The 14,100-nt window shown below is 36.9% G+C and carries 9 protein-coding genes and 1 pseudogene; 7 read left to right on the forward strand and 3 right to left on the reverse strand.

What is annotated here, in order from left to right; genetic code table 11:
* Positions 1-236: 236 nt before the first annotated feature.
* From H8R91_RS11425 to H8R91_RS11435, 3 genes are read left to right on the forward strand one after another with little or no spacing between them, the layout of a single operon-like run.
* Entirely contained in the window at positions 237-2,168 is a 1,932-nt protein-coding gene (locus tag H8R91_RS11425; RefSeq protein ID WP_186936334.1) for an aconitate hydratase, read from the forward strand.
* Positions 2,168-3,379 carry an NADP-dependent isocitrate dehydrogenase gene (locus H8R91_RS11430; protein ID WP_186936335.1) on the forward strand — a complete coding sequence of 404 codons (1,212 nt, stop codon included), beginning with the start codon at positions 2,168-2,170 and terminating at the stop codon, positions 3,377-3,379. Before H8R91_RS11425 ends, H8R91_RS11430 begins: the two co-directional genes overlap by 1 nt.
* 39 nt (positions 3,380-3,418) lie before the next feature.
* Positions 3,419-4,063 carry a redox-sensing transcriptional repressor Rex gene (locus H8R91_RS11435; RefSeq protein WP_186936336.1) on the forward strand — a complete coding sequence of 215 codons (645 nt, stop codon included), beginning with the start codon at positions 3,419-3,421 and terminating at the stop codon, positions 4,061-4,063.
* Between the two features lie 221 nt (positions 4,064-4,284).
* On the opposite strand, the gene H8R91_RS11440 is transcribed toward H8R91_RS11435, so the two are convergent.
* Together H8R91_RS11440 and H8R91_RS11445 are read right to left on the reverse strand one after the other, a co-directional pair.
* Complete coding sequence (locus tag H8R91_RS11440) at positions 4,285-6,639, reverse strand: heavy metal translocating P-type ATPase (protein ID WP_186936337.1); 2,355 nt, start codon at positions 6,637-6,639, stop codon at positions 4,285-4,287.
* Positions 6,640-6,653: 14 nt separating this feature from the next.
* Positions 6,654-6,971, reverse strand: coding sequence for an ArsR/SmtB family transcription factor (locus tag H8R91_RS11445; RefSeq protein WP_022234585.1), 318 nt, complete (start codon positions 6,969-6,971; stop codon positions 6,654-6,656).
* 600 nt (positions 6,972-7,571) lie between these two features.
* On the opposite strand from H8R91_RS11445, the gene murA reads away from it, so the two are divergent.
* Positions 7,572-8,864 carry a UDP-N-acetylglucosamine 1-carboxyvinyltransferase gene (murA, locus tag H8R91_RS11450; RefSeq protein WP_186936338.1) on the forward strand — a complete coding sequence of 431 codons (1,293 nt, stop codon included), beginning with the start codon at positions 7,572-7,574 and terminating at the stop codon, positions 8,862-8,864.
* Between the two features lie 1,002 nt (positions 8,865-9,866).
* Here murA and H8R91_RS11455 read toward each other — a convergent pair.
* Positions 9,867-10,415 (reverse strand): T6SS immunity protein Tdi1 domain-containing protein, encoded by a 549-nt coding sequence (locus H8R91_RS11455; protein WP_186936339.1) that lies wholly within the window; start codon positions 10,413-10,415, stop codon positions 9,867-9,869.
* A gap of 296 nt (positions 10,416-10,711) precedes the next feature.
* Here H8R91_RS11455 and H8R91_RS11460 point away from each other — a divergent pair, with 296 nt between their 5' ends.
* The 3 genes and pseudogenes from H8R91_RS11460 to H8R91_RS11470 all read left to right on the forward strand — a co-directional run.
* Positions 10,712-11,431 (forward strand): LytR/AlgR family response regulator transcription factor, encoded by a 720-nt coding sequence (locus tag H8R91_RS11460; protein WP_022234588.1) that lies wholly within the window; start codon positions 10,712-10,714, stop codon positions 11,429-11,431.
* Positions 11,428-12,726 carry a sensor histidine kinase gene (locus H8R91_RS11465; protein WP_186936340.1) on the forward strand — a complete coding sequence of 433 codons (1,299 nt, stop codon included), beginning with the start codon at positions 11,428-11,430 and terminating at the stop codon, positions 12,724-12,726. The genes H8R91_RS11460 and H8R91_RS11465 overlap by 4 nt, the downstream gene beginning before the upstream one ends.
* 242 nt (positions 12,727-12,968) lie before the next feature.
* Positions 12,969-13,916: pseudogene (locus tag H8R91_RS11470) on the forward strand (IS256 family transposase); the annotation flags it as partial.
* Positions 13,917-14,100: the final 184 nt, after the last annotated feature.

Below are 14,100 nucleotides of genomic sequence, written 5' to 3' on the forward strand. Positions count from 1 at the left end.
ACATACTTTTTTATTATATCACCTAAATGTTGAAAATTCAATTTATTTTTAAAAATAAACAACAGATAGTGCCAAAATCGCAAATTTTCGTATTTACATCCATTTTTACTTTACATAAGAAGAAAAATGTTATATAATAGATACTAATAATTGCCTTATAATGGGCAATTAATGTACACGGGTTATTGCTTTTAATAATGCAAATACCACAAAATACTTTTTGCGGAGGTAATCAAATGGGCTACACAATTGCACAGAAAATTATTAAAGAGCATTTGGTATGCGGCGAAATGGTTGTCGGCAACGACATCGGCTTACGCATTGACCAGACTCTTACACAGGACGCAACAGGCACAATGGCTTACATAGAATACGAGGCTATGGGTATTCCGAGAGTCAAAACCGAAAAGAGCGTTGCATATATAGACCACAACACATTGCAGACAGGTTTTGAAAATGCCGACGACCACAGATTTATTCAGTCTGTATGTAAAAAGCACGGCATTTATTTTTCAAGACCGGGCAACGGTATTTGCCACCAGGTACACCTTGAAAGATTCGGTAAGCCGGGCAAAACATTAATCGGTTCCGACAGCCACACACCTACAGGCGGCGGTATCGGAATGCTTGCTATCGGTGCAGGCGGTCTTGATGTTGCTGTTGCTATGGGCGGCGGTGCATATTACATCACAATGCCTAAGATGGTAAGAGTTAATCTTACGGGTAAACTCAGCCCATGGGTTTCTGCAAAGGATATTATTCTTGCAGTATTAAGAGTTATGAGCGTTAAGGGCGGCGTCGGCAAAATTGTTGAGTACGGCGGCGAAGGTGTCAAAACACTTACAGTTCCGGAGCGTGCTACAATTACAAATATGGGTGCAGAGCTCGGCGCTACAACATCCGTATTCCCTTCTGACGAAATCACAAGAGAATTCCTTAAAGCTCAAGGCAGAGAAGAAGATTACACAGAGTTAAGCGCAGACGCAGACGCAGTTTACGATGAGGTTATTGAAATTAACCTTTCGGAGCTTGAACCGCTCGCCGCTTGCCCACATTCACCTGATAATGTTAAACCGATCAGCGAGCTTGAGGGTCAGAAGATTGACCAGGTATGTATCGGTTCTTGCACAAACTCAAGTTATCTTGACCTTATGAGAGTTGCACATATCTTAAAGGGCAAAACAGTTGCAGACGGCGTTTCACTTGCTATTGCTCCGGGCAGTAAGCAGGTATTCAATATGCTTGCTATGAACGGCGCACTTGCCGATATGATTGCTGCCGGCGCAAGAATTCTTGAAAGTGCCTGCGGTCCATGTATCGGTATGGGACAGTCACCTAACAGCAAGGGTATTTCACTCCGTACATTCAACCGTAACTTTGAGGGCAGAAGCGGTACAGCTGACGGTCAGATTTACCTCGTATCTCCTGAAACAGCTGCTGTTTCGGCACTTGCAGGTGTATTTACAGACCCAAGAAAGCTCGGTCCTGCCGCAGAAATTGAACTTCCCGAGAAGTTCCTCATTAATGATAATATGGTTATTGCTCCTGCTCCTGTTGAGGAAATGGACAATGTTGAAATCTTAAGAGGACCAAACATTAAGGAATATCCTAAGACAAGCCCTCTTACAGATTCTATAGAGGCATCTTGCTCACTTAAGGTTGGCGACAACATAACAACCGACCACATTATGCCTGCCGGTGCAAAGATTCTTCCGCTCCGTTCAAATATTCCTGCTATTTCACAGCACTGCTTTACAGTATGCGATAAGGAATTTCCTGAAAGAGCAAAAACTCTCGGCAAGAGCATTATCGTAGGCGGCGAAAACTACGGTCAGGGTTCATCAAGAGAGCACGCAGCACTTGCTCCGCTCTTCCTCGGCGTTAAGGCAGTTCTTGTAAAGAGTTTTGCAAGAATTCATAAGAGTAACCTCATTAACGCAGGTATTCTTCCGCTTACTTTCCAAAATCCTGCAGATTACGATAAAATTAAACTCGGTGATATGCTTGAGCTTCCTAATGTTAAGAAAGAAATTGCAGACGGCTCTGCCGTAACGGTTGTAAACAAAACAACGGGCGAAACCGTTATTGCCGACTGTGAGCTTTCAGACAGAACAAGAGCAATCATTCTTGCAGGCGGTTTGCTTGACTATACAAAGGAGAACAACTAATGGATAAAATTAAAATGACCACCCCCATCGTTGAGATGGACGGCGACGAAATGACAAGAGTTCTTTGGCAGAAAATCAAAGACATTCTTATTTACCCATACATTGATTTAAAGAGCGAGTATTATGACCTCGGTCTTGAAAACAGAAACAAAACAGATGACCAGGTTACTGTTGACAGTGCAGAGGCTACAAAGAAATACGGCGTTGCCGTAAAGTGTGCTACAATCACACCAAACGCTGCAAGAATGGACGAGTACAACCTCAAGCAGATGTGGAAATCACCAAATGGCACAATCCGTGCTATCCTTGACGGTACAGTATTCAGAAGTCCTATCCTTGTAAAGGGTATCACTCCGTACATTCCTACATGGAAAAAGCCAATCTGTATTGCCCGTCACGCTTACGGTGATGTTTACAAAAATACAGAAATGGTTGTTAAGGCAGGCAGCAAGGCTGAACTTTGCGTTACCAAGCCTGACGGTACAGAAGAAAGAAGTACAATCTTTGATTTCAAGACAGACGGTATCATTCAGGGTATGCACAACCTTGACAAGAGTATTTCTTCATTTGCCCGTTCATGTTTTAACTATGCACTCGACCAGAAACTTGATGTATGGTTTGCTACAAAAGATACAATCAGCAAGAAGTACGACCACAGATTTAAGGATCTTTTTGCTGAAATCTTTGAGAATGAATACAAAGAGAAATTTGAGCAGGCAGGCATTACATATTTCTACACACTCATTGATGACGCTGTAGCAAGAGTTATCAGAAGTGAGGGCGGCTATATGTGGGCTTGCAAAAACTATGACGGCGATGTAATGAGCGATATGATTGCTACTGCTTTCGGCTCACTTGCTATGATGACAAGCGTACTTGTTTCACCTGACGGTGTTTATGAGTATGAAGCTGCACACGGTACAGTTCAGCGCCATTATTATAAGTATCTTAAGGGCGAGGAAACTTCCACAAACTCTGTTGCAACTCTCTTTGCTTGGACAGGCGCTCTCAGAAAGCGCGGCGAGCTTGATAATCTTCCTGAACTTATGAACTTTGCGGACAAGCTTGAGAAAGCTACTATCGACACTATTGAAGACGGCATTATGACAGGCGACCTTTATGCTATTTCAACTCTTGAAAACAAGAAAAAGGTTAATTCAGAAGATTTCTTGCTTGCAATAAACGAGCATCTTGCCGCTTCACTTGCATAAGCAAACACAATTCGGTTAAAGGAGTAAGGTTAAAGTACAATGTCCAGAAATGACAACATTTCAATGTCTGTAATCAGAAGACTGCCCAGATATTATCGTTTCTTGTCTGAGCTTAACGAACAAAACATTGATAAAATTTCATCTACAAAACTGGCTGAAATTATGAATGTAACCGCTTCTCAGGTAAGACAGGATCTTAACTGCTTTGGTGGATTCGGTCAACAGGGCTACGGTTACAGTGTTTCTCAGCTTAAGGAAGAAATACAAAATATTCTTGGTCTTAACAATAATTATAAAGCTATACTTATCGGTGCCGGCAACCTCGGTAAAGCGGTTGCCAAGCATATGAACTTTGAAAAGCTCGGCTTTGAACTTATCGCCTGTTTTGACTGTAACGAAGAAAAAGTTGGCAAAAAGCTGAATAATCTTACAATAATGCACGACAGTCTGCTTGACGAGTTCTGTCAAAACAACAAAATAAATACAGCGTTTTTGTGTATTCCGAGAGTATGTGTAGAAAATGTACTTGACAAACTTTATGGCTACGGCATAAAGAACTATTGGAATTTCAGTCACTATGACATTGCAAGAAAGTACAGCGACACCCTTGTTGAAAATGTACACCTAAGTGACAGTCTTATGACCTTATGTTACAAAATGAATAACCGAGATAAAATCTTATAATTAAAAGGCTGTTCCCTATCTTGCGGAACAGCCTTTTAATTATGGTTTAAGTTAGTTTTATCAGGTTCAATGTCAATAGTTGGGGTAATTTATGGTTTAGTGCACGAGTTAAGCAAAATAATAATTCACTCCAATTAATTTAATAAAAAAACAACAATTAACTACCGCACTCCAATCGGAATGCGGTAGTTTTTATGAGAGGAAATCTATCTATTTATAAATTACTTTTTATCAAATGTATGAAGAAGTCTTGCAGCATAAAGTACGCAAAGTACGCTTACGCCTGTATCTGCTATTACAGACAACCACATCGGAGCGATACCGAGTATTGCAAGGATAATTACAATTGTCTTTACACCAAGTGCAAATGTAATGTTTGTCTTTACAGTAGCAACAACTTTCTTTGCTATTCTGACAGACAACGGTAAATGTTTTAAATTACCTGCCGCAAGCACAGCATCTGCCGCCTCAATAGCAGCCTCACTGCCGAATCCCATTGCAAAACCGCAATCGCTTGCAGTAAGAACAGGGGCATCATTGATACCGTCACCGATAAAGCATACAGACTTATGAGTTTTCTTTATATCTATAAGTTTTTCAAGTTTATCTGACGGCATAAGCTCTGCCGAATAAGAATCAAGTTTAAGTTCATTTGCAATATCCATTGCATTTTCTTTTTTATCACCCGTAAGCATTACACTGTCTTTAACACCGAGTTTTCTTAACTCTGCAATTACACTCTTTGCCTCCGGTCTTAATGTATCGCTAACAGAGATTGCACCGATTAATTCACCGTCGTAGATTACATATACAGATGCGGTTTTTTCTGCATTTACCTTTTGTTTATCGCTTAAAACCTTTGTGCCGCCGCATACAAGAGCTTTGCCGTTATATACAGCTGTAACTCCCTGTCCTGCCTTTTCGCTGTAATCTGAAAGTTCAGGTAAGTTTTCCTTTTCTGCCTTATTTTTTATTGCCATAGCAATCGGATGTGAAGAATATCTTTCACAAGCGGCTGCAAGTGCAATAATTTCAGATGAAGTATGATTGCCGTAAGCAAAAACTTTGTTTACAGAAAGCTCACCTGTTGTAAGTGTACCTGTCTTGTCAAATACAAAAGCGTCAGCCTTTGCAAGAGCTTCGATATACTTGCCGCCCTTAATAAGAACGCTGATTTTTGATGATGCGCCAATACCCGAATAATAAGAAAGCGGAACCGAAATTACGATTGCACAAGGGCAAGATGCAACAAGACAAACCAAAGCACGATAAATCCATGTGCTGAAACTGCCAAGCCCCACAAGCGGAGGAACAATAGCAACTACAATAGAAATAAGTATAATAATCGGTGTGTAAACAGCTGCAAAACGGCTGATAAGCTTTTCACTCTGTCCCTTTGTAGCGGCTGCATCTTCAACAAGTTTAATAATTCTTGCCGCTGTACTGTCGCCAAATTCCTTAGTAGTTTTTATTTCTATAAGAGAATTGCCGTTAATCATACCGCTCATAACTTCACTGCCTGCCTCTGCATCGACAGGAACACTCTCACCTGTAAGCGCCGAAGTATCGAGAGTAGTATTTCCTTTAGTAATAACACCGTCAAGCGGTACTCTTTCGTGTGGTTTAACTACAATTGTACTGCCTATTTTAACATCCTCGGCGGCTTTTACAACTTCCTTGCCGCTTATAAGTACGGTTGCATTATCGGGACGAATCTGCGCAAGTTTTGCAATATCACTTCTCGATGCAGATACTGCTTTCTCTTCTACAATTTCGCCGACTGCAAAGAGAATAGTAACCATAGCCGCCTCTACAAACTCGCCTAACGCAAATGCCGCAATAACAGCAATTGTAAGCAATGTAGTTTCATCTATCTGTAATTTAAACACCGATTTTATGCCTTTAATAAATGTTCTCCAACCTGACAAAACAGTGGCAACAAGGCTTAGTCCGAGTAGAACAAACCAACCTACAGTACCGAATTCAGCATCAGGAAATACAGTAAGTTCAAGACCGAAAGCCGCTACACCAAGCACAGCCGCTGTAATAATAGAAACAAGTTCATTCTTTATTTCAACCTTTTTATCTTCCTTGGCTGAATTTACCTTTTCGGCAGTTACGGTGTTTTCTTTTACATTGTTATCAATAACTTCTACACCGTCTTCAATGCTGTCACAAACTGCCTGTATGTCCTGTGCCGTTACATCATCTGAACACTCAAACACAAGTTTTTTATTTGCAAAATTGAAATTAACATTCTCATAGCCGTCTGTTTCGGCTAATTTCTTCTCTATCTTTCCTGCACAGTGCGCACAGTTGAGATTTTCAAGTGTGAAGGTGTACTGCTTTAAATTCTTTCTCTTTGTATTATCAATAACTTCTACACCGTCTTCGATGCTGTCACAAACCGCCTGTATATCCTGTGCCGTTACATCATCTGAACACTCAAGTACGAGTTTTTTATTTGCAAAGTTGAAATTTACATTCTCATAACCGTCTGTTTCAGCTAATTTCTGCTCTATCTTTCCCGCACAATGCGCACAGTTAAGATTTTCAAGTGTAAAATTATATTTCATAAAAAACACCCTCCTTACTCGAGAACGTGATCAAGTCCCATTTCAATAATTTTTTTAACATGGTCGTCATCAAGAGTATAATAAATTTGCTTCCCCTCTCTTCTGACCCTAACAAGTTTGTTTTGTCTTAATACTCTCAACTGATGAGAAATAGTGCTTTGCTCCATATTTAAAGCCTCTGCAATACTAAGCACCGACATCTCATTATCGGAAATTGCAAACATTATTCTGATTCTTGTCGAATCGCCGAATACTTTAAAAAGATCCGCTAAATCAAACAGCACTTCCAAATCAGGAATTTCTTTTTCTTTCTTTTCATTTAGTTCTGCCATATTCCTATCTCCGTTTATTAATCTGTTCATATGTTTATATGTTCATATGTTAACTTGAGTATAGCACATAAAAAAGTAATTGTCAATACAATTAAAAAAAATTATTTGGTAAATATTTAAATATTTTTCAGAATTTCCTACATTATATATGCAATTATATCCTGAAAAATATTGCAAGATTTTAATTCCGTATTGCAATTATGACAGCAGTATTATTTTTTATAAGAATAATTACAAGTATGTAATCTTGCTTAGTCATAATAAGAATAAACTTGATTTCATTTATTTAATTTGAGTACATTTTAGATAAAAATATGTTACAATTCCAAATATGCGTTGACTTTACTACAATTTTGTAGTATCATTTTCTGTATAGGAATGTTAGTGTTACCTTGTTGTAATGCTGCAAAATGTGTGTTTTAAGAAAATGTAATATATTTGTGGATATACTATTATCAGTTGAGTAATCTGGCGGATACTCATTTTTACAGCAATCAATGTTGCTGTTTTTTGGCACGCACTTTTATTTAGATTTAGATTATGTAAACTCACATATTCGTTATTGTGAATGTACAGTATATGGAATTGGAGTGTAACGGTTTGGAAAAGTTTGTAGTAAACGGCGGTAAGCCGCTTTTTGGTGAAGTAAATATCAGCGGTGCAAAAAATGCCGCAGTAGCAATTATCCCGGCAGTAATCCTTTGTGACGAGCCTTGTCAGATTGAAAATATACCTAACATTAGCGATGTTTCACTTATCAGCAGAATTCTTCAGCAGATGGGTGCACAGGTAAGAAGAATTAATAAATCATCACTTTATATAGACCCGACTCATATTTCAACTCACTCTGCAACAACAGAACTTGTAAGAGGTATGAGAGCATCTTATTACCTTCTCGGTGCTCTTCTTGGCAGATGCGGTAAAGCTCAGGTTGCTTTACCGGGTGGTTGTAACTTCGGTGTTCGTCCGATTGATCAGCATTTAAAAGGCTTTGAAGCTATGGGCGCAGTAACACAGCTTGTTGACGGCGCAATTATTGAGGCAGATGCTGATAATCTTCACGGTGAGCATATTTACCTTGATGTAGTATCTGTAGGCGCAACAATGAATATTATGCTTGCGGCATCTAAAGCCGAGGGTATGACTATCATTGAAAATGCCGCAAGAGAACCGCATATTGTTGACCTCGCTAACTTTCTTAATTCAATGGGCGCAGATGTAAGAGGCGCAGGTACAGATGTTATTAAAATCCGTGGCGTAAAATATCTCCACGGCATAACATATTCGATTATTCCGGATCAGATTGAGGCAGGCACATATATGTGTGCGGCAGCTGCTACAAGAGGTTGCATTACAGTAAATAACATTACTCCAAAGCACCTTGAATCAATTACAGCTAAACTCCGTGAAATGGGTGTTGTAATTACCGAATACGATGAGGCTATAAAAATTGACGCTACAAAGAATCCTTTAAAGCGTTGTAATATAAAGACTATGCCGCATCCCGGTTTTCCTACTGACTGTCAGCCGCAATTTGCCGCACTTCTTGTAAGTGTACCGGGTACAAGCATTATAAATGAAAATGTATGGGATAACCGTTATCAGTATGTAAGTGAGCTTGTTAGAATGGGTGCACACATTTCTGTTGAGGGCAGACTTGCAATTATTGAGGGCGGATCTCCGCTTACAGCAGCTCCTGTAAAAGCTACCGATCTAAGAGCCGGTGCAGCAATGATTATTGCGGCACTTGAAATTAACGGTGTTACTGAAATTTCAAGTATCCAGTACATTGAGCGTGGCTATGAAGATGTAATTGAAAAATTCAGAGCATTGGGTGCTGACATCAAAAAAGTTTATTATGCAGGCGATAACGAAGACGAACTTCGTGCTTAATAATTAAACATAAAAATTTAACCGCTTGAGTTTTATAGCTCAAGCGGTTTTTTCATAATAAATTAGATTATTTATCAAAATTCAATGCTAATCGTTTGTGTAAATTATGGTTTAGCGGAGTGTCGGTCGGGCATTGAAATTTAGCTAACGCTAAATTATCCTCCTAAAAAAGCAAAAAAGTTTACTCAATTTTTTCAAAAATTGCGGGTTTGGGCAGCGCCCATAAAATCTTCCGATACAACAATTTATCAGACGCAAACAGCGTGGCTGTTTGCGTGCTTGCACCGAGTTTGAAAAAACAGGCGACAGCCTTTTATAAAAGAAATAATTAACTTTTTTCATTATACAGAAAAGCTTTTTTCGAGATGTTTGCATAGCTTTTTGCTGTAATACATAACTGTTTCTTCTCCTTTATTAAATTTTCAATATTGTTTGCAATTACGAAAAGGTAAACTGATAATAAATCAATTTATCTTTCTTATTGAATAGTATTAATTATATAATATTTTCTTGTTCAATTGAAGTGGCAAGCTGCACAAATCTTTTTTCTGCTTTTATCAAATTTTTATATGTATATAGAAATTCATAAATAAACTAATTTTAGTAATCCGAAAACAATAAATCTCAATTATTTTAGCTGTTTTCTATTAATTGACTAACCGATTTGTGTAAAATTTTCTTTTTTACAATCTGAAAGCAATCATATCAAATCAAAATATTTAGATTTATACGCGTATAAATAACTTTAGCTATAATGTTATTTTGCTGTTTTTAAAATTTCAAAATTAATGATATTTTAACGGAAAGTAATATAAATTTTATAACAATATAAATAAAAAAAAGCAGTATCCTCATTAACTGCAGATACCACTAAAACATATAAGATACTATCAAATTTAAAATTAAATCTCGTTGCCTAACATCTTGTTCCCTCTCTCTTTAAACATCAATATTGCCGATTACTCAATTTTTATAAATCTCAAGATGTCAGGCAGAACGGATTTACATCAGTATGAGGAAATATGAATTTATCAACGCTATGTGCTCCAGTATCTGAAATTTTTTCAGATTATCGGTGTCTTCGTCCCCACCGAGCGCTAATAAAGGCATATAACCAAAACACTCTATATACAACAAATTTCCATGTTCGTTAACAGCTTTATAATACTGATTCAAAGAAAAAAATTCGTTTAAAAAGCTCTTGTCTGCAAGTCTTTTTAAAAAGAAATCAAAATCTTTGAGCATCAGTTCACATTTTCCGTAGCGAAGATACATTATACTTATATATTCGCCGCTTTCCAAGGTAATTATGTCACCAAATGCAGTTACAAAAATGGGAACTGCGTCTTTATACGGAAAGTATGTATTATCAATTATACTTTGATAATCATCGGGATTAATCACTTTAATATATCCGTTCATAAAAGTGCCTAATCCGTAATTTTGCCAAATTTTAAGCAAATTTTCAGGAATTTTATTCTTGAATTTGTTAATAACATTGTCATTAACTTTTGCATATGATTGAAAATCCTGTAATGCAACTGTATTCAAGAGTATTTCTCCCTTTATATTTTATACAAACCTCCGTACCGTTGCACAGCACCGCTTTACTTCACACATCATATTGCAGATGTATGAAGTAGCTGTGAAGTGCCATAATCAAAACCGCTAAATACAAAACTTCTAAATGTACTTGTTTTTCCTCTATTTACTGTTTTTATTATAGCACAAGGATTTTCATTTGTTACAGTTTGGGCAAAAACGCATTAAAAAAAGTCAAAAGTGATGTTTTTTATATGACAAATTAAAAATTATGTTGTATAATATCTTCTAAAGGGGGAATTTCGGTGCTTAATATTCTGCTTTGTGATGATGATAAATCAATACTCGAAAAAGTACGGTCACTTATAAGTAATCTTCAAAAAAACTATAAAATAGAATTTAATATAGATATGCGTACATGCGGCGATTTTATTTTTAAAGAAAAACATTCTTACGACATCGCCATAGTCGATGTTCAAATGCCTGCCGTAAACGGACTTGAGGTATCGGAAAGATTAAAACAATTAAACCCCGACATTATTATTATGATTCTTACCTCATATCCGGCTTACCTTGACAGTGCAATGAAAATTCAGGTTTTCAGATATCTTTCAAAGCCGATTGACACTGAAAGGTTTAACAGAAATTTTCTTGAAGCCGTTGACTATTACAAGAAAATCAGCAAAAGTATTATAATAGAAAAATATGACGAAATTTTCACCGTAAAAACAAGGGATATTCTCTATATTGAAAACAGAAAACACGGTTCACTTATCGTTACTAAATACAAATCATACGAAACCAATAAGAAACCTGCCGAATGGTACGAAATAATCAATCAGCCTAACTGCTTTGTCCAATCGCATAAAAGCTATATCGTAAACTTACAGAATGTAATTAACTTTGATAAAAGTTCAATTACATTTCAGGGGGCCAATGAGAATCTTATGGAGCATTGCATTTCGCAAAGAAAATACGCAGAATTTAAAAAAGCCTTTTTTGATTTTGCGGGAGGTATTGTATGATAATTTTCAGCTATGCGACGGTAACGGTATTTGAGGCAATCATTTCTTACATATTTATTTCCAGCAAATTTGCTCAAAAAATGAGCAATATGGGTTTATTTTTATGCTTTTCATTGTCTGCTGCACTGCAATTTATAATAAATACGGTAGGTGTTGAATATTCAAATATTGTAGCATTTTTTGCTTGCAATCTGTTGCTGTGTATTTTTTGCTTTAACACGAATGTTTTTCAAGCAATATTTACTTCAATTCTTCTCACTTCTATAACTCTCATAACAAAAACGACTCTGCTATTCCTTGTAATGGTAACTTTTAATATTGATATTAAAGGAATCACTGAGAACGGTATGATATTTTTCTTATTAAGCGGCAGCTCGCAGTTATTTTTCTTCTTTATTGCATACTTTGTATCTAAAATTTCCGTCAAAGAAAATAAAGAAAATTTGAAGCTAAATAAAACAAATATGCTTTTCTTTCTGCCGATGGCGTCAATACTTATAATATGCGGTATGTCATACATTTCGCTTAACTATAAACTTGACGAATTTACATATGTTTTGTTTGCGGTAGGCGCTTTGCTTTTAATGTATTCAAATATAGTTGTTTTTCTTGTACACGAAGACGTATTGAAAACTCAATACGAAAACACGGCGCTAAAGCTGCAAAAGCAAAAATCAGAAATTGATACCGAATATTACTCTATTTTGCAAAATCAATACGAAAATTCTAATATTTTAATTCACGATATAAAACGCCACTTGCTTTCAATAAAAGAACTTTCAAACGAAAAAGACTTTGAAAGCATAAACAAATACATTGACAGTCTGTATGAAGATTATCAGATTAAATACTTAAAGAAATACAGCGATAACAAACTTATAAATGCAATCATAAACAGATATGTAAGTGCTTGCAAAGATAAAGAGATTGACTTCTACTGCGATATTCGAGATATAGATTTTTCTTGCATTTCAAATAACGATATAACATCATTACTTGATAATATTCTTGAAAACGCTCTCGAGGCAACGCAAAATGCCGATAACAAGAAAATTGAGCTTACAGTTAAGCAAACGAACACAAACTATATTGTAATCAACATATGGAATTACTGTGCAACTGCTCCTAATCTTAAGGACGGCAAATTGCAGACAACCAAAAGCAATAAATTTATTCACGGCTACGGAATAAAAAGTATAGAACGAATAGCAAAACAATACAACGGTAATGTAAGTCATAATTTTGACCCCGAAAATATGAAATTCACTCTCGCAGTTGTTTTGAAAATTAAATAAAATAATAACACAAAAAAGCGATGACTGATAAAAAAAGTGGTTCATCACTATTTTTGTGGGATGGTGAACGGACAGAAGGAATAGAAAGATAACAAATCAAGGTAAAGAAGAAGTCATCATCACGGTAACCGTAGCCGATTCGTTTGGATACCGCCGAAAAGTTTGTGTAAAAGTAAATAATAGACTTCCTTTCAAGCAATAATGGAAATAGAAAAATTAATGCTTAAAAGGAAGTTTTTTTAATGGCAAAAGCACCGGCAGAAATGATGAGAGAATTTGTAAAAAGTCAGAATTTCACATCAACAGATGAAGTGATGACAGCGATGAAAGATATGTTCAAGGACATTCTTCAAGAGGTTATGGAATGTGAACTTTCCTATAAACTCGTCTATGAGAAAAGCGAAAGAATATCGAATGATGAATGCGGCAATAAGTCGAAAAATTACAGAAACGGCTACTCGAAAAAGACGGTAAAAACGCAGATGGGCGAGCTTGAAATCAAAGTTCCGAGGGATAGAAACGGCGAATACGAACCCAAAATAATCAGCAAATACAACCGCAATGCAGACGATATGGAAGAGAAAATTCTCTCACTTTATGCCTGCGGAATGAGCCAGCGTGATATTTCCGAACAAATCAAAAATCTTTATGATGTAGAAATTTCTCCTAAGCTTGTCAGCAAGATAAGCGAGAAGATTATGCCCGATGTGACTGCATGGCAAAATCGACCTCTTGAAGCTGTATATCCGTTTGTTTTTATGGATGCAATTCATTACAAGGTCAAGGAAAATCATCAGTATATCACGAAGGCTGCATATGTAGTTCTGGGCATCAATCTCGACGGTCAGAAAGATATTCTCGGAATATGGATTGGCGAAAATGAGAGCAGTAAATTCTGGCTGAATATGTTGAACGAGCTCAAAACTCGTGGAATTAAAGATGTATTTCTGTTCTGTGTGGACGGTCTGACAGGTTTCAGACAGGCTATTGAAGCGGCTTTTCCGAACGCACAAATCCAGCGTTGCATCATTCATCAGATACGTTCAAGCACAAGGTTTGTCAGCTACAAACACATCAAGGAACTGATGGTTGACCTCAAGAAAGTATATCAAGCAATCAGCGAGGAAGAAGCTATGAACAACCTGATTTTGTTTAAGGATAAGTTGGGCAAGGCGTCTTGCATATCTGCAACGCTTTTCGGATGATACTGTTCGATAATTTGCTTTGCGAGGTTCTAGCCCGGTGTGCTTTCTCTCTTTTTTGCCATTTTGTTCATTCCTTTTCTGTCCTTTCTTTCATTGTAGCACACTTTTTCCCAAATACAAAAAGTGTGCAAGTTATTTTTCTAACTTACACACTTTATTTTACAAGCTC

Source organism: Ruminococcus intestinalis (genome assembly GCF_014288065.1).
GTDB classification, from domain to species: Bacteria; Bacillota; Clostridia; order Oscillospirales; family Acutalibacteraceae; genus Ruminococcoides; species Ruminococcoides intestinale_A.